At 55.1% G+C, this 18,493-nt stretch carries 20 protein-coding genes; 11 read left to right on the top strand and 9 right to left on the bottom strand.

All coding sequences use genetic code 11. The annotated features are described in order from the left end of the window. Nucleotides 1-140 precede the first annotated feature (140 nt). From ABN482_RS09830 to ABN482_RS09810, 5 genes are all read right to left on the bottom strand, one after another. A complete protein-coding gene (locus ABN482_RS09830) occupies nucleotides 141-1,103 on the bottom strand; it encodes a FecR domain-containing protein (RefSeq protein WP_349503823.1) in 963 nt (320 codons plus the stop codon). A 7-nt stretch (nucleotides 1,104-1,110) separates the two neighbouring features. Further along, a complete protein-coding gene (locus tag ABN482_RS09825; RefSeq protein ID WP_349503822.1) occupies nucleotides 1,111-1,632 on the bottom strand; it encodes a sigma-70 family RNA polymerase sigma factor in 522 nt (173 codons plus the stop codon). 87 nt (nucleotides 1,633-1,719) lie between these two features. After that, on the bottom strand, nucleotides 1,720-2,889 hold the full coding sequence (locus ABN482_RS09820) for an acetyltransferase domain-containing protein (RefSeq protein WP_349503821.1): 1,170 nt from the start codon (nucleotides 2,887-2,889) through the stop codon (nucleotides 1,720-1,722). Between the two features lie 82 nt (nucleotides 2,890-2,971). Continuing rightward, a complete protein-coding gene (locus tag ABN482_RS09815; RefSeq protein ID WP_349503820.1) occupies nucleotides 2,972-4,417 on the bottom strand; it encodes an ATP-binding protein in 1,446 nt (481 codons plus the stop codon). Next, nucleotides 4,418-5,152, bottom strand: a complete 735-nt coding sequence (locus ABN482_RS09810) for a response regulator (RefSeq protein WP_349503819.1) — start codon at nucleotides 5,150-5,152, stop codon at nucleotides 4,418-4,420. Between the two features lie 186 nt (nucleotides 5,153-5,338). Here ABN482_RS09810 and ABN482_RS09805 point away from each other — a divergent pair, with 186 nt between their 5' ends. Beyond that, the gene (locus ABN482_RS09805) at nucleotides 5,339-7,663 is read left to right on the top strand and encodes a TonB-dependent siderophore receptor (RefSeq protein ID WP_349503818.1); all 2,325 of its coding nucleotides are present in this window, start codon (nucleotides 5,339-5,341) and stop codon (nucleotides 7,661-7,663) included. A gap of 203 nt (nucleotides 7,664-7,866) precedes the next feature. Here the strand turns inward: ABN482_RS09805 and ABN482_RS09800 are convergent, their stop codons facing one another. From ABN482_RS09800 to ABN482_RS09785, 4 genes are all read right to left on the bottom strand, one after another. Beyond that, a complete protein-coding gene (locus ABN482_RS09800; RefSeq protein ID WP_349503817.1) occupies nucleotides 7,867-8,478 on the bottom strand; it encodes a hypothetical protein in 612 nt (203 codons plus the stop codon). Nucleotides 8,479-8,699: 221 nt separating this feature from the next. Further along, nucleotides 8,700-9,113, bottom strand: coding sequence for a hypothetical protein (locus ABN482_RS09795; RefSeq protein ID WP_349503816.1), 414 nt, complete (start codon nucleotides 9,111-9,113; stop codon nucleotides 8,700-8,702). Between the two features lie 377 nt (nucleotides 9,114-9,490). Continuing rightward, the gene (locus ABN482_RS09790) at nucleotides 9,491-10,105 is read right to left on the bottom strand and encodes a hypothetical protein (protein WP_349503815.1); all 615 of its coding nucleotides are present in this window, start codon (nucleotides 10,103-10,105) and stop codon (nucleotides 9,491-9,493) included. Between the two features lie 71 nt (nucleotides 10,106-10,176). After that, nucleotides 10,177-10,551: a hypothetical protein gene (locus ABN482_RS09785; RefSeq protein ID WP_349503814.1), complete on the bottom strand. Its 375-nt coding sequence runs from the start codon at nucleotides 10,549-10,551 to the stop codon at nucleotides 10,177-10,179. 206 nt (nucleotides 10,552-10,757) lie between these two features. Here ABN482_RS09785 and ABN482_RS09780 point away from each other — a divergent pair, with 206 nt between their 5' ends. The 10 genes from ABN482_RS09780 to ABN482_RS09735 all read left to right on the top strand — a co-directional run. After that, nucleotides 10,758-11,360, top strand: a complete 603-nt coding sequence (locus ABN482_RS09780; protein WP_349503813.1) for a hypothetical protein — start codon at nucleotides 10,758-10,760, stop codon at nucleotides 11,358-11,360. A 354-nt stretch (nucleotides 11,361-11,714) separates the two neighbouring features. Further along, nucleotides 11,715-12,374: a phage tail protein gene (locus ABN482_RS09775; protein ID WP_349503812.1), complete on the top strand. Its 660-nt coding sequence runs from the start codon at nucleotides 11,715-11,717 to the stop codon at nucleotides 12,372-12,374. 63 nt (nucleotides 12,375-12,437) lie between these two features. Continuing rightward, complete coding sequence (locus ABN482_RS09770) at nucleotides 12,438-12,842, top strand: phage tail assembly chaperone (protein ID WP_349503811.1); 405 nt, start codon at nucleotides 12,438-12,440, stop codon at nucleotides 12,840-12,842. Between the two features lie 68 nt (nucleotides 12,843-12,910). Then, a complete protein-coding gene (locus tag ABN482_RS09765) occupies nucleotides 12,911-13,156 on the top strand; it encodes a DUF1799 domain-containing protein (protein ID WP_349503810.1) in 246 nt (81 codons plus the stop codon). 141 nt (nucleotides 13,157-13,297) lie between these two features. Next, nucleotides 13,298-16,261 carry a phage tail tape measure protein gene (locus ABN482_RS09760; RefSeq protein WP_349503809.1) on the top strand — a complete coding sequence of 988 codons (2,964 nt, stop codon included), beginning with the start codon at nucleotides 13,298-13,300 and terminating at the stop codon, nucleotides 16,259-16,261. 3 nt (nucleotides 16,262-16,264) lie between these two features. Next, the gene (locus ABN482_RS09755; protein ID WP_349503808.1) at nucleotides 16,265-16,630 is read left to right on the top strand and encodes a hypothetical protein; all 366 of its coding nucleotides are present in this window, start codon (nucleotides 16,265-16,267) and stop codon (nucleotides 16,628-16,630) included. Between the two features lie 36 nt (nucleotides 16,631-16,666). Next, a complete protein-coding gene (locus ABN482_RS09750; protein WP_349503807.1) occupies nucleotides 16,667-16,843 on the top strand; it encodes a hypothetical protein in 177 nt (58 codons plus the stop codon). Further along, the gene (locus tag ABN482_RS09745; RefSeq protein WP_349503806.1) at nucleotides 16,843-17,907 is read left to right on the top strand and encodes a hypothetical protein; all 1,065 of its coding nucleotides are present in this window, start codon (nucleotides 16,843-16,845) and stop codon (nucleotides 17,905-17,907) included. Before ABN482_RS09750 ends, ABN482_RS09745 begins: the two co-directional genes overlap by 1 nt. Beyond that, nucleotides 17,904-18,305, top strand: a complete 402-nt coding sequence (locus ABN482_RS09740; protein WP_349503805.1) for a hypothetical protein — start codon at nucleotides 17,904-17,906, stop codon at nucleotides 18,303-18,305. The genes ABN482_RS09745 and ABN482_RS09740 overlap by 4 nt, the downstream gene beginning before the upstream one ends. Next, a partial coding sequence (locus tag ABN482_RS09735; RefSeq protein ID WP_349503804.1) for a hypothetical protein occupies nucleotides 18,292-18,493 on the top strand: 202 nt, incomplete at its 3' end. The genes ABN482_RS09740 and ABN482_RS09735, both read left to right, overlap by 14 nt.

Raw genomic sequence — 18,493 nt, 5'->3', positions numbered from 1 at the left:
TCGGACGCGACACAAGGGTCGGTACTGGGCCATGGCATGCATGGATTCAGTAAAGACACGCAACTCGATATAAAAGTGCAAATGTGATGAAAATGCATTCTTTTATGTGGCAGACCATGCCGGATTGCCCGTGCACGGTTTTACCGCGGCAGCAGCGTGACCCAGTATCGCGTGCGACGCCGGACCTGCACGGGAAAACTGTCAGCCAGCGCGGCGAGGGCTTCGTCGGTGTCGTTCAGGGAGAAAACGCCGGATACCTTCAGCGAGGCGATCCCGGATGCACAGTCCAGGATGCCGGGGCGGTAGCGTGACAGCTCTGCGATGACTTCCGACAATGGCGCATCCACGACGGCAAGTCGCCCTTGCAGCCATGCATCGGCACGGGTGGGGGCATCAAGAATGGGGCCGGTATCCGTGGCATCGAAGGTGACTGCTTGTCCTGCCTGCAGGCGCAGGCGATCCGATGCGTTGCGCACGGGCTGGATGGCGACAGCATGCTGAAGAACCTGGACCTGTGTACTCGTATTGTCCAGGCGCACCGTGAAGCGGGTACCCAGCGCCTCGATTTCGCCGTGCCGCGTGCGGATGGTGAAAGGGCGGGCCGACTCCGGAAACTGGCTGTCAGGGTGTGTCTGGATCAGGATTTCACCTGAGTGCAGGACCAGTCGCCGGTGTGTGGTGGTGAAGTCCTGTTGCACGGCTGTGGCCGTGTTCAGATAGAGCTCGGACCCGTCTTCCAGTTGGATCCGGCGTTGCTCGCCAGTGGCTGTGCGCCAGTCTGCCCGCGTGGCGGGCAGCAGGAGACGATAGGCTCCGGTGGCCAGCAGGCCGGCACCAGCCAGCGGCAGCAGGCTGCGCAGAACAAAGCGACGGCGGGATGGGCTGGACAGGACGGCAGCGGCAATGTCGCCTGGTACCCGCTCGAATCTGCGTTGCACCTGCTGGAGGCGATCCCAGGCCTGGCGATGCGCCGGGCTGGCCTCAAGCCACGATTGCCAGTCCCTGCGATCCTCGGGGGTGGCGTCTTCTGCTGCGAGGCAGGCGTACCAGTGTGCGGCCTCGAGGATGGGCTGTTCTTCGGCGGGTTGTATCTGGCACGGCATACGGCGCTCACAGGGACAACAGGCAGCAATGCGCCATGGCGCGCGCGATATGGTTCTTGACGGTCCGGAGAGATACACCGAGCTGCTCGGCGATGTGGGCATAGGGCAGGCCCTGGAACTGGGCCAGAATGAATGCCTGCCGTACCTGGGGAGCGAGACCGTCCAGCATGCGATCCAGTTCGTACAGGGCCTCGCGGATCAACGCCTGGTTTTCAAGCGATGGAACAGCCTGCGGCGGCAGGCTGGCCAGCGTATCGAGGTATGCGCGCTCTATGGCCTGGCGGCGATAGAAATTGGCGACCAGTCGGCCGGCGACGGTGACCAGATAGGCTCGCGGCTCTCTGACCGGGAGTGCCGCGAGCCGGGCCTGGGTATGCGCGCACAGCACGCGGACGAACGTATCCTGCACCAGATCGTCCGCATCCTCGGGGCGGCCGACTTTGGTGCGTAACCAATTTCGCAGCCAGCCGTGATGTTCGCTATACCATCTGTCCACTTCACTGGCCGGCTGGGCCAGGTGCTTTTTCATTGGCCTTGAAAATAAAATATTGAATGGGAATGGTTTCTTTTATTGTATGCGTATTGCTGGATTTTGCCATTGCTTTGCATCAAGAGCTTAGAAATACTTCAGCCAGGCGATATCGGGTCTGCGTCGCTTGAGCTGGCCGAACCATCTCACGGCGGGATACAGTGCTGCCGCCAGTCCCAGCGTGACGACCCAGACGGCCCAAAGATGCTCGAAGCCGTAATATTCGCCCTGATTCAGCCCCCACAATCCGACTGCAGCCAGGTACAGCAGCTTGAGGGCGTACAGGTGCAGGATGTAGAAGAACATCGGCGCACTGCCGAATGTCTGCAGGACTGCCTGCCAGCGGTGGCCCGGATGCCGCTCCAGTGCGTGCAGCAACAGTAGCCCCAGTCCCAGTGTCAGCAGCAGGAACAGCAGCGAAGGCGGATATTTGGTGATGTTGACGAAGCTCATCAGGTCTTGGGCCAGCGTGTTGCCTGCCTGCCAGGGCTGGGCCTGCCCATAGGCGTTGGACAGCCGCAGCAGCACGAACAGCAACAGCGCGCACAGGCCGCAGTACAGCAGGCGAGACTGCCGGGTAGCAGGTAGCATGGCGCGGCCGAACCAGGGACCCGCGGCAAAGCCCAGTGCGATCACGCCGATCCAGGGCAGGATCGGATACGAAGTGCGCAGCCGCAGCGCATCCCCGAATTCAAGCCAGCCCCGGTCGTGCAGAATGGCCCAGGGAATGTGCATGAATGTGTCCGGACCGAAGTGGAACCCATCGAGCAGATTGTGACCGAATACCAGCAGCAGGCCCAGGGTGGTCAGCAATGGGCGTGGCAGCCAGACGAGGGCCGCGAGGGCGAGCATGCTGCAGCCGATGGCCCAGATGACCTGCAGATAGATCACCGTGGGCGGGAATATAAATGTCCAGGCAAAGTTGATGATGGTGACTTCCAGTGCCACCAGCAGCAGGCCGCGCTTGAAGAGGAATCCGGAGGCTGCACGCATGCTGCCCTGCCGGTCGGCGTACAGCCAGGCAGACAGCCCGGTCAGGAAAATGAATACGGGCGCACACAGGTGTGCCAGCAGGCGGCTGTAGAATAAATCGGGTGGCGTTTGTGCGATATCCATCGGGTCGCTGACCTGATGATGCAGGAAAAAAGTTTCGCGCACATGGTCGAGCAGCATCAGGACGATGACCAGACCACGCAGGATATCAATGGTGGGGATGCGGCCCGATGGCCGGGCAGGGACAGAGGACAGACTGGGCATGAATTAATATGTTATGTAATAACATTTTGATTGTAGCGAATGATTCTGCAATACCGGTGCTTGCCCGGTACCCTCCGCCTGCTCAGAGCCTGTCGGCCTGCCCGGCTGTGTCCGGCGTGACAGGCAGCGTGACCCGCACTTCCAGCCCGCCTTCCGGGGGCGAGATGAACGACAGCGTGCCTGCATGCGTGTCGATGACGGCGCGGGCGATGCTCAGGCCCAGCCCATAGCCGCCGGTCGTACTGTTGCGGGACGATTCGACCCGGTAGAACGGTTCCGTGATACGTGCCAGATGGTCGGCAGGGATGCCTGGGCCATCATCCCGGATCACGATCACGATCTGGTTCGCTTCGTCATGGATGTTCAGTGTGGCGTGGTGTCCATAACGCAGCGCGTTGTCGAGCAGGTTTTCCAGGCAGCGCTTGAGGCTGCGTGGGTAGCCACGCAGCGTGCGCCGGGTCTGGCCGTGCAGCAGGACATCGTGGCCGAGGTCTGCGGCATCCTGGCGCAGGCTCTCCAGCATCGAGTTGAGATCGATACGTTGTCGCTGCTCGCCGGGATCACCGCTTTTCATGAAATCGAGTGTGGCGGCGATCATGGATTCCATGTGCTCCAGATCGCTGCGAAAGCGTTCCTTGAGGCTGGAGTCGGGCAGCATCTCCGTGCGCAGCATCAGGCGGGTCACAGGCGAGCGCAGATCGTGCGATACCGCGGCCAGGAAACGCGTACGCTCTTCCAGTTGCGTTGCCAGTCGGCGCTGCATCGAATTGAATGCGGTGGCCGCATGGCGGACTTCGACGGGGCCCTCGACGGGCATGGGGGGGCTGCCGAGGTCCTGCTCCAGTGCCTGTGCGGCACGGGCCAGGCGCAGGATGGGGCGAGTCACCAGGCGCACGGCCCACAGGACGACAATGATCAGCAGCAGGATGCGCAGCAGGTAGATGCGGACGAAATAGTCCAGGAAAACCTGCCAGGGTTCGGTGATACGCCAGCCCTGCTCTTCCCGGGCCTCGACGCGCAGCCAGCGCGTCGGTGACAGTTCCAGCTCGACAGTGAACTGGCTGTCCGGCAGTGGTGGGGGCTGCAGCAGCCAGCCCAGCCAGGCGGGCTCGACCAGTGGGGCCGTATCCTGTGCCGGTACGAGTTTCAGGGTGAAGGCATGGATGGCGGGTGCTGGGTCGAGCCGGTCAGCCAGCAGATGCTCCAGCAGGCTGCGCATATCCTGGGTCAGCCGTGATGGTGGCTGTTGTGCATCAGGCAACGGTGTATCGGCCAGGGAAAAACTGAAGCTGTGCGACTGCAACTGGCGGACCAGGGCCGGAGTGCAGGCTGCTGTATCGAGCAGGCCGACCAGGTCGGCCAGGCGTGTAGCGAGCACGCGAGTCGGGATCTCCAGGGCGCGATGGGCGCGAACATCGTGCCAGATGGTGCTGGTCAGTGCCTGGGCCGCCAGCAGGCCGCTGATCAGCGCCAGCAGCAATTGCCCAGACAGGGTGTCCGGCCAGAGTTTGCGCAGCAACTGCTGCATTCAGGCCTTGCCGATGCTGTCGAGATGGATCATGTAGCCTTCGTTGCGGATCGTGCGCAGCAGGACAGGATGGCGCGAGTCGTGTTCCAGGTGCTGACGCAGCCGGCTGATGCAGACATCGATGGCTCGGTCGCCGTTGTTGAGCGGCCTGCCGAAAGCCTGGCGTACCAGATACTCGCGGCTCAAGGGCCGGTTGGGCTGCAGCAGCAGTGAACGCAGCACATGAAAGTCGGAATTTGGCAGGCTGATGATCAACTGCTCGGGTGATTCCAGCTGGCGTGCCCGCATGTCGAGTTTCCAGCCGGCGAAGGCCAGGTATTCCGGTTCGCTACCCGTGCTGGCCGAGGGCGCACCGGCCTGAGGGCGTTCTCCGGCGCGGCGCAGCACAGCCTTGGTGCGGGCCAGCAGTTCGCGTGGGTCGAAGGGCTTGGTGACATAGTCGTCAGCACCGATTTCGAGGCCGACGATGCGATCGACTGCCGCATTGCGTGCCGTCAGCATGATGACCGGTGCCGGGTAGCGGCTTTGCAATTGTCGGCACAGATCAAGCCCGTCGTCGGCAGGCATCATGAGATCCAGGATGATCAGGTCGATGGTGTCCTGGCCCAACAGCGCCCACATGGACTGTCCATCCCGTGCCGTGCTGACACGATAGCCGGACTGGCCAAGATAGGCGGAAAGCAGCTGGCGGATTTCTGGATCGTCGTCGACGACCAGGATGTGTTTTGGTTGCATGTGCCAAGTGTACTGTCCCGGCAGCATTGTGTAATGGCTGCGCGGTCTGTGCGAAATCTCAAAACAAATCAATACATTCCAGTGTGTCGGCAACATATTGCCGGCGATGTGCGTTTCTAGAATGCGGCTTCGTAAATGTGAACGTATTTCGTTCTTGTTGGTTTTAATTATATAGAGACGCACGCTATGCACACTGATTCCAGATCAGGCCAGGCCGCTCCAGAGCGGATGGCCTGGTATTCGCCCGTCCTGTTCGGTACTGCCGGCCTGTTGCTGGCGACCGCTTCTTCCCATGCCCAGGCGCAGCAGGCCACTTCAGCCGAGCCGACGGCTCCGGGCGTATCAACCCTGTCCGCCATCCAGATTGGCGGGCAGGTCGATGCGCCGACCGAGGACACCCATTCGTATACCGTGCCGGACTCGAACCTGTCGACCGGCCTGAACATGAGCCTGAAAGAGACGCCGCAATCGGTGTCGGTCGTGACGCGCCAGCAGATGGACGACCAGGCCATGGAAACCATTGGCGACGTGCTGGGCAGTACGACCGGGATCACATTCACGGAACTGGACAATGGTGCCCGCACGACTTACCGTGCACGTGGCTTCGATATCACGAATTACAAGGTGGACGGCCTCGCTACGGTGGGAGGCTCGGCCTTCAGCGGTGCCGGCAATTCGTTCAACATGGATCTCTATGATCATGTCGGTATCGTGCGTGGAGCCAATGGCTTGTTGGGCGGCATCGGTGATCCGTCTGCCACGATCGATCTGGTGCGCAAGCGTCCCGGCCGTGAGTTTGGTGGCAGCCTGACGCTGCGTGGCGGCAGTTGGGACAAGAAAAATCTGGTGGGTGACATCAACGTGCCCTGGACCGAGGATGGCCGCATTCGTTCGCGCCTGGTCGTCAGCGCCGAGGACTCGGACGGGTTCCGGGATCGCGAGAAGCTGGAGCGCCAGGGCGTACTGGCCAGTGTCGAGATGGACGTGACCGAGCGCACGCAGGTGGGTATCGGCTACCAGTACGAGCACAGCATCACACGCGGAGCTTCCTGGGGGGCCAATGTGCCGATCTGGTTTGCCGATGGCACCGAAACCAGTTTCAGCCGCAAGTTCAATCCGGTGGCTGACTGGAGCAAGACCAAGCGCGAAGGCCATACCCTGTTTGCCTCGGTGGATCACCGCTTCGAGAACGACTGGAAAGTGAGTGCCAATTACGCCTATACGAGCCGCGATGATCTGAACAACATGGGCATCGTCAAGGTCAACAATGGTGGCGTGCGCTGGCCGCACTGGAGCCAGGATGGCAGCGGAGCCTACCTCAATGCGATCCACTCCGAGAGCGAGAGCGAGAACAATGCTTTCGCGGTGGATCTGTCGGGACCGTTCAACCTGTTCGGTCGCCAGCATGAGCTGCTGTTTGGCCTGAATGGCTCGCGTCTGCGCGAAACGTCGTATACCTTCAATGGCAGCAATTGCAGCATCGATGGCATTCCTGGATTCCGGGGCGGCTGCCAGTACCGTACGGAACTGCCTGTTACCGACTGGCGCTACTGGGATGGCAGCGAATACGGCAACTACCAGACGTTCCGTACCGGGGCGCGCAATGTGACCCGCACCACGCTCTATGGTGGCTATGTGGCCGGCCGCTTCGAGTTGACCGATGACCTGAGCCTGGTGGCCGGTCTGCGTCGCAGCGAATACAAGACCTATGTCGATGGCTACAACGCCTCGGGTACACGCACAGGCCGCAGCGGCGAAAATCGGGCACGGGCCTGGACGCCTTACTATGGCCTGGTCTACAACCTGACGCCGACCTACTCGGTCTATGCCAGCTATACCGACGTTTTCACGCCCCAGACCCAGAAAGACGAGAGTGGCGGTACGCTCAAGCCGATCACGGGGGCCAGCTACGAAGCCGGTATCAAGGGTGAATGGCTGAATGGCGCGCTCAACGCCTCGCTGGCGGCATTTCGCAGCAAGCAGGAGGATGTGGCACTGCGCGATGGTGACCGGCTGACCCCGGATGGCGCGCAGGCATACATGACCGGCACCGGCATCAAGGTCAAGGGTTTCGATGCAGAGCTGGCGGGTGCGTTGACGCCGTCGTGGAATGTTTATCTGGGCTATACCTACCTGGATGTCGAGAACAACGACACGGCCGAGCGGCCTGACCCCCGCCACCTGCTGCGCCTGAACACGACCTATCGACTGTCGGGCGCGCTTGCCGGACTGACGGTGGGTGGTGGTGTGTCGTGGCAGGGCAAGACAATCGGTGTGCCGTATCCAGGCCGTCCCGATGGTAACGGTGGTTTCGATGACTCCCCTGTGTCTCTGAGTGGTTACGCCTTGTTCAATGCCATGGCCCGCTACGAAATCAACAAGAACCTGTCGGCGACGCTCAATGTCAGCAATCTGTTCGACAAGACCTACTATCGTCAGTACGGCTTCTACAACGGCCTGATCTACGGCGAACCGCGCCGGGTGACGCTGTCTCTGCAGGCGAAGTTCTGATGGAAGTTTCCGGGCGGGCTGTGTAAACAGCCTGTCCTCGGAAAACTGAAAGGCCGTCCTGCTGGACGGCCTTTTTGCATGGGCGCAAGCGTTCGAAATCAAAGGAGCCTGTGCATGCGGCCCTTTGGGGCGGTATTTTGGCAGGTTCTGGTAGAGCGCTATTCAGCTTGATTTTTCTTGGGGTTCTTGTGGTTTGGTGCTGTTTATTTTTTCAAAATTGAATTGAATTCTTCTGCCGTGTGACGTTTTGATTTAAAAGTTCTGGAAGGCTGTGATGGAGCGAATTTTAATCGGCATAAATTGATCCTTGGGGATTTTTTTGTATGCTTCTGGGGCAGGTTTTTTCTTGGCTTTGTCAGTTCAGTAAGTCGAGATGGCCATACTCGCCATTCTCGAGAACCTGGTAATCGGAAAGCAATTTCATGGCGTTTTTCAAAAATGGTGCGGTATGACAAGCCCAATCTTTGCGCCGTTTCTTTTAGTGTGATCGCTTTTTCGAATTGTTCGGTTGGCTGTTGTGTGTTTCTTGAAATCGGCTTCGGTACATCTTCCGGTGTTTTTTTTTGAATTATTGAATTCAACTCGTTTTCTTTTTTATTTAGGAATTCAAAAAAATCCTGCATGGCGTCCAGATAGGCTGATTTGTATATTTCAAATGGCCTTTTTTTTATAATTTTTGGCGGCAGGGAATGCCACGATCGTGAATTCTTTCCTGCTGGATGTAAATTTGCTTTTGGCCAGCAGATCATAATACGATGCATCATGATTGCATGCATTTTTTCACGTTGCGAATCAAAGGTGAAGAGGGGGGTCACTTCATGAGTCCTTTTCTGTCTGAGTTTGGTTGTAGGGTTTGTTTTGAGATTTTGTTTTTTTAATTAAAAAATTAATTGTGGTTTATTTTACAGAAAAGTCGTCGCTTCGGTGGTTTTTGGAGCGCGTTTCTGGTGGTGGCGTGTTGCGATCTTCTATGATTTTTTTGATTATTGAGTGGATGGTTCCTGCGTCGTTGTTGACATAGTGTATTTTAAAAATTTCATAATTTTATTGTTTTGGGTGATGATGTAATTGGATTAGAAAGGAGGTTGTTGCTGATCTCTTCTTTTTTTTCTCCGACGAGATCTGAAAATTTGTTGGCAAGATGTCCTGTAATCGCGGAAAGACTTCTGATTCTGTTCAAGGCGAGACGTTCAGAATTAGGGGTTTTCTGTGGGGTAGCCAAACCATCTTCGACTGTTTCTGAGATGATCTTTTGAAGGGTGATTAGCAACTCGAAAGCATGTTCAGATTGCTGTAAAGGATAGAGCACATTATCCATAAGTGTATGGTTGAGACTTTCAGCGAGCGCGGCGGCGGAAAGGGAGGAAGGTGGTCTTGAGTCGTCGAAGGTCGTTTGGGTTTGATGTGTTGATGCTCCAATCTGTTCGAGTGGAGGAATGATTCCAGACATGAGGTTCTCTTACTGTTCAAGTGTTGCAAGGGAGACGGTTCAGTAGCGACTTAGGTAATCCATCCTGACTTCCAGGGTCTAATAATAGCGTTACGCTCATTTTTTGGCAATGCCATTAGATAAAAGCGTAACGCTCTTTTGGGTGTTGCTCGTCATTCCGGGTCGATATGACCAAGCGATTGTGAGGAAGTATGTCTTCCCTGGAGGGGATTGCGTCCTAATCCGTTCAGGTGCATCCGAATTCGGATGATCTGTTAGGGTTTATGGGGCGGGAAAGAAAGCGTGGCGCGACGAAAGAAAGGGAGCCGCTTGCTTGCACAGCATGTTTTTTTGCTTCGGATAACTCTGAAAGTTCTGCTGTGCGTCAGCAGCGGATATTAAATTTTTGAGTGTGGCTCGACGGTAAGGCGCTTGCGGAGCTGGCGAGCTTCGTCGAGGTATTTCTTGATTGTTCCATCGTCAAGAGGGATGCCGAGTCTTTCTAGATCCTCTCTCATGCTTTTTGCGTGCTGGTTCTTTTCTGCGTCTGGATGCATTCCATATCCCCCACAGGCGAGTCCAATAATCAGCTTCAGCATCGTGTTGCGTTCGAGCGTTGCAGCAGAGCTTGTGCGGCGAGGATCCTCGTCGTCATCGGAGGAGTCAGTTGCAACTGCCGAATATAGCAGGTGATCCCTTTCTGCGCGTTCGCGTAGTGCATTCAACAGATCGTTTGGAGCGTCCCAGCCTGCGGAGACCAGTGCGTTAACGGCATATAGGGGATTCTCTGCGATTTGATATCTGTCCAGACCATATCTGCCTTGCCAATCGATTCTTCGGTGTGCCCTTGCAAGGCCTGCAGCTACTGTGTACTCACCAGGCAAGTCCCTGCGGTTTAGCCGTATGTCTTTGTGAGAGTCTGGGTCCATGCCGGCCATTAAGAGGGCGGTCTCTTTTGGTGTCCATTTGTCCAGCGATGCCCAGTACTTGTAGTTGATGTTCTTTGCCGCCATATCTTGCTAATTTCAGATTGCGCTTAGCCCCTTGCTCCTGTACTCGTCGCGTAAGGCCTAAATTCAATGAGTTATTTTTCGTCAGGTAGCCATTCCTCGATCATGGCCATGACCCTGCCTTCTATGAGACCTTTGAGTCGATCGGGTAGCTGTGCGTATCGCTCGGGAGTGATCGACAGGAAAGGCCAGCCAGCCAGAGAGGGAGTGGGGATATCTGTGTGATTTGCATCCATCCAGCCTTCTTGTTTGCCAAGTAGCCGTTCAATGTCTCGGCATGTCGTTGAGCGAATTCCTCGAGGTTTTTTGGTGCGCGAATCGGGTGCTGCGTTGACCCATTGACTGACTTGGGATGGATCTTTCCCGATTTTTTCAGCAAGGCGACTGATACCGCCACTCTCCAGTACGAGAGCGGTCAGGTTTGTGCGTCGGATGGAATCGATAGTCATGACCATACCTTCTATTTAAGAGCATTACGCTAAGAATTGAAATGAGCAAAACGCTATTGATTTGTCTTGAGCGTAACGCTAACATTTGTGCGCGAAACCCAAAACAGCAGATCAAGCCTTGGCCTGGTCGGTAACAAAGGAACATAAGAGATGGCAGGCATGATGCATGAAGCTCGTTGTCAGGAGATGTGGGTAGAGGTAGGAGCATGACCCGTATGCAAACTGAAACAGAAGCACTTTTCGCAAGCGCACACCAGGCGCTGGTGTTCACTTTTCACAGATCCAATGGAACTCCCAGGCGCCCGCTGATGAGTCGGCTCGCAGATGGAGGGGCCAGCAGATATGATGCCCGTGGCTTGGGTGGGGTAGATGGAGTGGCTCAGGCTGGAATGATGCTGCAGTGCATGGAGCGCAACCTGAGCGAGCTGCACTTCGCATTGCTGCGCGCTCGCTATGGAGTGAAGGAAAAACAATGCCAGTGTTGTGGTCACCCAGGACGGCATCCTGAGTGGATGGGATCGCTGCATGTGATTGCCGTTCGTGCTCGTGAGGTGATCGATCGCCCGAGTGTGACCTTGGCGCTATCAAAAAGCCTGGTATTGCGATATTTTGAAAAGTCAAAAATTCCGCTTGAAAATATTGGGAGTCAATGTGGTGTGAGTCGGGCAGCGGCCTTTAGGGCCAACGCTGACATCATGCGCTGGCTGCGAGGTGAGAGGGGGGCTGATACACCAGGAATTGAGTCGCTGGCACTGGACATGGCTACCGAGTGCTTCAAAAAAGCAGGGATTTTGGAAAAGAGTTCTTGACAGTGAGATTTTTTGGTATCAAAATGGAGTCAATGTTCGATTCTTAGAATTGCGTCCTAAAAAAGTAAACCCGCTTGCCCTTCAAGGAAAGCGGGTATTTTTTTGTCCGTACGGACTGTCAAGGGGAGCTTCAAAAAGGATGCTTCCATATAAAGCTGTCACGATGTCCCTGTCATGGCTGGCCCCGAGAGGTCCACTATGAAGTGAATTCCCACGTTGAGTTAATTTCTGAACATAAAATATTCCGGCCCCGGTCAGCTCGAAGCTGTCGGGGCTTTTTTGTTTCGTATCTGGGTTATTTCACCGCCCAGTTATTGTCTGCCGCTTTAAGCGGCTTTTTTTATGGAGCCAAGCATGGCACAAGATCGTTTTACATTCCCGAACGGGAGCATTTTGGAGTTGGCTACGGTATTCGCTGAAGCCAAAACTGTGACTTCGATTACCAATGCCAAACCACCCGAAGCGACAAGTGTCGCACACGGTCTGACCGAAGGCGATATTGTTTTGTTGCGCTCAGGTTGGTCACGCATTAATGGTCGGGGTGTCCGAGTTGGCGCAGTGGAGGCGGATGAGTTCGAACTGGCGGGGCTGGACACGAGCAAGACGGCTCGTTTTTCGGCCGGTCGTGGCGTGGGTTCGATCCTTTTGCCGACTCGTTGGCAGCAAGTGGACAAGATCCTGGAGGTGTCATCGTCAGGAGGGGAGCAGCAATTCTGGACGGGAGCCTATCTGGAGGATGATGATGAAACCCAGGTCCCGACCACACGTAATCCACAGTCGATGAGTCTTTCGCTGGGCGACGATCCGGATTCTGACCGTGATGCTGCACTTCAAGAAGCCGACGAGTCAAAGGAAGAGCAATTGCTGCGGCTGACACTGCCTTCCGGCAACATCATTCTGTATACGGGCTATGTTTCGTACAACGATAACCCGCAGATGCAGCGCAATAATCCGATGTCTGGCCGCGTGGTTATTTCCCTGACCGCGCGCCCGACTCGCTACACGGCTCTGTAACGTTATATGCCATCTCCTGGCGCATGCCGGAGATGGCCTACCTTTTTTCAACACAGGATTACCATGGCAAAAGTCATTTTGGGCAGCCGCCCTGATACCGTATCTCTCAAGGTCAAGTTCGAACATCTCGACGGCACGAAAGATGTTATTCGCATTGACTATATTTACCGGACGCGTCGGGAGTTTGCCGAATTTATTGATGCCAATATCGCACAGGCACGTACTCAGTCCGAACAAAATCCGGTAATCGCTACAGGAGATGTCGGCGAGATCAGTCAAGTGCAGTGGATTGACAAGCTCGACAGTAACCGTGCAGATTACCTGATGCAGATTATGCAAGGGTGGGACTTGCCCCAGACGTTTGATCGCAGCAATGTTTTACTGTTGATTGATGAGTATCCGCAGGTTGTTGAGGCGATTACTCAAGCCTACCGTCAGGCTATTTCCGAGGGCCGCTCGGGAAACTGATCAAGGCTGGTCAGGTGCTGCATACGCCGGACCCCGACGCTGATGCACTGGCCGGCCTGGGACTGTCCATGGAAGATTTCGAGGGTGATACAGCCTTTGAAGTCTGGCCAGAGAGCTGGCCGGCCATTGATCTGTACATGCGCAACTGGACACAATGGCGCCATGGCCCTGGAGGTGCATCCGGACTCGACTATATGGTGTTCTTTTCAGATCTGGATCGCCAGGGGGTGGTCGGAGAAGATGCCGAGATTATTATGGCTGACATTAGGCTGATTGAGGAAGGTGCTTTGAAGGCTATTTACTCACGGCAGTAGCTATGAAGTGGCAGCATGAAATTGAACACGATGGCACTTATGATGCCTGACTGTTTTTTATTGATTTCATCTTGAGCCCCGCTTTGTCGGGGTTTTTATCTGGCCACGGCTCTAGTCGTGGTTTTTTTATGGGCACTTGAAATGACTGATCAAACGATTGCTGCCTCGCAAGAAGCATACATTAAGCTATCGGCTGTCACGAAAAGAATAATTAGTGATGCGGAGCAGCTTGTCATGAATCTGGGGCGTTCGTCTGCAGAAATTCGCTTGATGGGTGCGGCAATGCAAGGGATTCCATTGCAGTTTCTTGAGGAGGCTCGCCAGCAGGTTGTTTTGTTCCGTCACCAAATGGCGGAGGCAACACAAGAGAGTCTCAACATGGCAGAACAGGAAAAGCGCTTTGCTGCTGAGCGATCACTAATTGATGGGCTACAAAACCGGTCTGATGCAATAGGAAAATCCATTGCAGATATTTTGGAAATGCAGGCCATGTCGCAAAGACTGGTTGATGAAAGCACTCTGTATATTACGAATTTGCGTAATCAAGAGTCCGCTCTTCGCTCTGGAGGGGGGGCGTTCAATGAGTACAAGGACGCGGTCGTTGCTACCATAGGTGCTGTGCATGATCTGGCACAAATCATGGATTCTCTTGCCGCTTTACGGGAGGGGAAACTAACCCAGACATTTGGTGCGGCGATCCCCGCTGTGCAAGCCTTGGGCGGTATCCTGATGGGCATGGTTACGCCGGTCAGTGTTGCTGCTGCAGCAGTCGCGGCACTTGGTGTGGCTGCTTATAGCGGATCTCAGGAAATGAAGGAGTTGCAGACACATTTGACCATGACGGGTGGTTCGCTTGGCGTGACCTCAGATCAGGTATCCGACATGGCAGCACGTCTGGATGCCCTTGATGGGGTGACGCGTAACAGGGCGGTTGAGGCGTTGACGGAGATCGCCAAGACAGGACGGATCTCGGGAGAGCAGCTTGAATTGGTAGGTGAGGTTGCCCTGCGAGCGAATCAGATTCTTGGTAAAGAAATAGAGACGACAGTTAATGAGTTTTCAAAGCTGGCAGAGGATCCAACTCAGGCGGCAGTCAAACTGAACAACACCTACAATTTTCTGACGACTTCTGTATATGATCAGATCAGAGCTCTGGAAGAGCAGGGAAATAAGCAAGACGCTGCACGGCTCGCCCAGGAAACTTACGCTAGTGTGACCAATGAACGATTACGCGAGGTGGGGAGCCAGTTGGGATATGTGGAGCGCGGATGGAATTTGGCTAGGAATGCAGTAAAAGAGTATTGGGATGCAGCCATGGGGGTTGGGCGTCCCGCCACTGTTTCCGAACAGATTCAGGGGTATGAGGATGACATCAGGACGAACACGGAAACCCTGGAAGACTTTGGCTTTTCTGCCCTCTCCACGTTTGCTCAAATAGACAAGGCGATGATAAGTGAGAACGCCAAAGGTGCCGCCAAAGGTGCGCTTGGCAGGATTGATGAAGCACACGAACGGATCGCACGCCTTATGAGGGAAGATGCCGGGGCAGACTTTACCGCAGGAGCCCAGGCATGGGGGACCAATGAAATCAAGCGCCGGCATGCCGCTATGGATGAGTGGTCCAAGATCCATGAGGGCAACCTTTCCAGACAGACAAAAATAGAGATTGAGATTGCTCGCATCCGAGAAACGGGCATTGCTGCCGGCAAGTCTGAACTGGAGATTGAGGGCCAGATTGCCGCCTACCGTGAGCGAAATAAGCAGACAGGTGCCGCTGGCCGTGGGGATGCTGCTATGTCGATGCTTGAGTCTATGCGGCAGCAAGAGGTGCTTCTCCGTACACAACTCAGTGGTACGGATCAGTTGATGTCATCTCAGGTTGAGATGGCGAGCCTTGAGCAGCGGATTGCTGATATCAAAGGTAAGCAGATTCGCACGGCAGATGACTTGTCAATTTTGGCAGCTGAAGACCGCTTGCGTATGCAGTTGGAAACCAATGTGGCGCTGGAAAAAGAGCTGCAGACTCGTGAGGATGTGCAGAAATTCCAGCAGCGTGCTGCCCAGGTGCATGAGCAGATGAGCCTGGCCCGGGACAATCAGAATGAACAGTATCAGCGACGTCTTGATAGTTTCGATGTGGCTGGCAAAACCATGGAGCGTCAGCAGTCACAGCATACAATCTACAAGGAGTTTGAGGCGTATCAGGTGCAACTGTCTTCCGACGTTGATTTGGGGGTGGTTGGGCAGGAATTCTATCGCGAAGAGTCCGATAAGATTCAGACCGAGTTACAGCGTCGTCTTGCGATGGATCGTAGTTATTACGATGAGGTGGATCGCCGTCAGGCGAGCTGGTCGCTTGGTGCGCGGCAGGGCTTGATAGCTTATGCGGACGAAGCCTCCAATGTATTCCAAAACGTCAGTAGCTTGGCGACCATGTCTTTTCAGGGCATGGAGGATGCCTTGGTACAGTTTGTTCTCACGGGCAAGCTGTCATTCAGTGACCTGGCGAACAGTATCGTCCAGGACATGGTGAGGATCGCGGTGCAGCAGTCGATTACTGCCCCCCTGGCAGGGGCACTTGGCAATCTGATGAAAGGTTGGTTCAGCCCGTCTGTCAGTATGCCAACCGGGGGGATCTCACCTGGGAGCAGCGGTACTGGCTTTACGGGTACGGGCGGGCTTGGATTGCGGATTCCTAATGCGCTGGGTGGTGTTTACGATAGCTCCAGCCTGTCCCAGTTTTCGGATGGCGTCTACAGCAGTCCGAAACAGTTTGATTTTGCCAAAGGGGTAGGTGTTTTTGCCGAAGCAGGAACGGAAGCAATCATGCCGTTGTCCCGCAGTACCGATGGCAGATTGGGGGTCCGGGCAGAACTACCCCGAATGCATGCTGGGCAGGCGTCAGAGCCACAAATCAATGTCAACATCCAGGGAGCCTCAGGGGCCCCGGAAGTAACTGCCAGTAGAGATCAAAGCGGAAATCTGAATATTGATCTGATCTGGAAACAGGTCAGTAAGCAGATGGCAGGGGAAATGGTCAGCGGTCAGGGCCAATTTGTTCGATCCATGGAGCGCAGGTACGCCCTGACTCCTAAATTGGGGTGATATATGACAATTCCTACTTGGCCTTTAGGCCTTCCATACCCATTGCAGGATGGATTCCAGCGTCAACCGAAGGCACCGTTTGTTCGGACTGAAATGGACGGCGGCATGGCGCGTACTCGTCGCCGTTTTCGTGTTTTTCCGATTACGGTTTCTATCAGTTTTTTTTTGAATCGTGACGAGTATGACGTATTCATTGGATTTTGTCGGGATACGATCCATGGTTATAGCGACTGGTTTATGGTAACAATAGACGGGCCTGGTGGCGTTGGGCAGAAACGAGCCCGTTGGCTGGAACCACCTGGTGAGACCAAGGTTGGAGAGGGGCACTGGCGCATATCGGGCCAGATTGAGACGATGAGTAACTTTTAACCGGTACACGCCGGTTTTTTTATGCCTGGAGATATTGTGGAAAAAATCACGCAGATGCTGATGAATAACGCTGGTCAGCGTTTGACTGTTGAGTTGATCAATGGGATGAACCACACCATCAAGACCGAGTTTGACAGTCTGGCAGTCCAAAATTGTGAATTACAAGAGCGTATCGATGCATTGATAGCAGGGCAGCCGCAGGAGAAACAGTAATGGCCTGGTATCGAACTGGAACGGTTGGTGTTACGGCAAACAGTACGAATGTGGTAGGAACAGGAACTGCCTGGATCGAGAATGTGCGTGCGGGTGATGGCCTGCAGGGGCCGGATGGGCGCATGTACGAGATTACGAAGGTCTCCAGCGATACTGCGTTGTCGATTACCCCTGACTATCAGGGAGGAACAGAAAGTGGGCGGGCTTACTGGATCGTGCCGGTGCTGGGTTACACGAAACGATTGGCTGATCGGGCTGCTGAACTGATTGATATCTATGCAGGCATCGAACCGTCTGATGTACTGCTAAAAAGCAAAAATCTAAGTGATTTATCAAATAAAACTGAGGCCCGCCAGTCTCTGGAGCTTGGGCGACTCGCGGTTCTGACTGAAGGTAGCTCAGTCGAAGATAAAGCTGCGGCAAGGTCTATATTGGCTTTAGGGACTGCTGCGGGTTCTGATGTGACGACCAGCGCTACTGATCAGACGATCGGGCGGATGCTGAAGTTTAACGACTTTGGTCTTGGTGGTTATTTGAATGTGCCCGCAGGGAATGTCTTGACGCACGACTTGCCTACGGGGAATTTTTATTGTGCTGGGAATACTGGGCTTCCCGCCGGTGTTGGTACTTATGGGTTTCTGGATGTGAAGCGTTTCAATACGAATTACCGTCAATTAACCTATAGGCCATGGGACACGACGTCCGCGTGGGCCAATGCTTTCTCAAATGGGAGCTGGACTGGCTGGAAGCAAACGTATAACGAAAGCTCTGTTGTGTTCACTGAAAATGTGAACGGTCGCAGTTGGCGATACCCGGATGGTTTGCAAATATGTGAAACGCCTTTTAATACTTATCCTGCAACGTCCACTACGACTTCGTCTGGCTCATTTCCACAGTCATTTCTGGCAGGTCAGCGGGCCACTGTGAGTGCGTGTGTTGTACCAACGAGCAATTATGACCCGACGTGGACCGCTTGGGGCGGTGGAACAAGCTGGAGCTTTAGGACTGAGCGCAATCTGCCAGGAAACGTATTTTCAATATTTGCCATAGGACGGTACAAATGATCATTACGCTGATTCCCCGCGGGCAGTCTCGCGACGAGCCAAACCCGTTGGATGCACTTACTCTCGAGCGTCAGGGGCAGACACTGGTCATCAATGGTGACCCCTTCGACTTTTCTGTGATTTCGCACGGAGCCACGCTGCCGGATGGTGTTGGCGCTACTGGCTGCGCATACATCATTGGCGACATTGAGCGAGACGAAATCGGCAAGCTACATATTGCGCTGGTACTGCCACACGCTGATGGAAACAATGCCTCGCATGAAGCCCGGTTTCCGCAGCCGATCATTGTTACCCATGATGGGCCGATTGCGTTGCCTGACACCGCTTGGCCCCCACAGTTTGAAATACCCGCCTTCGAATCTGAACAACACAATGGAGCCGTATATGAGCAAGATTGATCTTTCAGGTTTGCGCACGGCAGAGCAGAAAGCTGAAACTGCCGCACGCGCTGATCAAGAGCGTATTAATGCAATGGCAAGGCAATATTTGTCTGATACCGACTGGTATGAAACTCGGGAGCATCGGGAGGGCAAGCCCATCCCGACAGAGGTGCTGGAGTCTCGCAGAAAGGCCAGGGCTGCAGTTA

This window comes from Corticimicrobacter sp., assembly GCF_040137905.1.
In the GTDB taxonomy this organism is placed as follows: Bacteria; Pseudomonadota; Gammaproteobacteria; order Burkholderiales; family Burkholderiaceae_B; genus Corticimicrobacter.
Note: the sequence above shows the minus strand (reverse complement) of the source record. Positions and strands in the feature narration are given on the sequence as shown.

Excerpts from the sequence above, each read along its gene's own strand:
- ABN482_RS09830 (WP_349503823.1), bottom strand. The coding sequence starts at position 1,103 with ATGCCGTGCCAGATACAACCCGCCGAAGAACAGCCCATCCTCGAGGCC.
- ABN482_RS09825 (WP_349503822.1), bottom strand. The coding sequence starts at position 1,632 with ATGAAAAAGCACCTGGCCCAGCCGGCCAGTGAAGTGGACAGATGGTAT.
- ABN482_RS09820 (WP_349503821.1), bottom strand. The coding sequence starts at position 2,889 with ATGCCCAGTCTGTCCTCTGTCCCTGCCCGGCCATCGGGCCGCATCCCC.
- ABN482_RS09815 (WP_349503820.1), bottom strand. The coding sequence starts at position 4,417 with ATGCAGCAGTTGCTGCGCAAACTCTGGCCGGACACCCTGTCTGGGCAA.
- ABN482_RS09810 (WP_349503819.1), bottom strand. The coding sequence starts at position 5,152 with ATGCAACCAAAACACATCCTGGTCGTCGACGACGATCCAGAAATCCGC.
- ABN482_RS09805 (WP_349503818.1), top strand. The coding sequence starts at position 5,339 with ATGCACACTGATTCCAGATCAGGCCAGGCCGCTCCAGAGCGGATGGCC.
- ABN482_RS09795 (WP_349503816.1), bottom strand. The coding sequence starts at position 9,113 with ATGTCTGGAATCATTCCTCCACTCGAACAGATTGGAGCATCAACACAT.
- ABN482_RS09790 (WP_349503815.1), bottom strand. The coding sequence starts at position 10,105 with ATGGCGGCAAAGAACATCAACTACAAGTACTGGGCATCGCTGGACAAA.
- ABN482_RS09785 (WP_349503814.1), bottom strand. The coding sequence starts at position 10,551 with ATGACTATCGATTCCATCCGACGCACAAACCTGACCGCTCTCGTACTG.
- ABN482_RS09780 (WP_349503813.1), top strand. The coding sequence starts at position 10,758 with ATGACCCGTATGCAAACTGAAACAGAAGCACTTTTCGCAAGCGCACAC.
- ABN482_RS09775 (WP_349503812.1), top strand. The coding sequence starts at position 11,715 with ATGGCACAAGATCGTTTTACATTCCCGAACGGGAGCATTTTGGAGTTG.
- ABN482_RS09770 (WP_349503811.1), top strand. The coding sequence starts at position 12,438 with ATGGCAAAAGTCATTTTGGGCAGCCGCCCTGATACCGTATCTCTCAAG.
- ABN482_RS09765 (WP_349503810.1), top strand. The coding sequence starts at position 12,911 with ATGGAAGATTTCGAGGGTGATACAGCCTTTGAAGTCTGGCCAGAGAGC.
- ABN482_RS09760 (WP_349503809.1), top strand. The coding sequence starts at position 13,298 with ATGACTGATCAAACGATTGCTGCCTCGCAAGAAGCATACATTAAGCTA.
- ABN482_RS09755 (WP_349503808.1), top strand. The coding sequence starts at position 16,265 with ATGACAATTCCTACTTGGCCTTTAGGCCTTCCATACCCATTGCAGGAT.
- ABN482_RS09745 (WP_349503806.1), top strand. The coding sequence starts at position 16,843 with ATGGCCTGGTATCGAACTGGAACGGTTGGTGTTACGGCAAACAGTACG.
- ABN482_RS09740 (WP_349503805.1), top strand. The coding sequence starts at position 17,904 with ATGATCATTACGCTGATTCCCCGCGGGCAGTCTCGCGACGAGCCAAAC.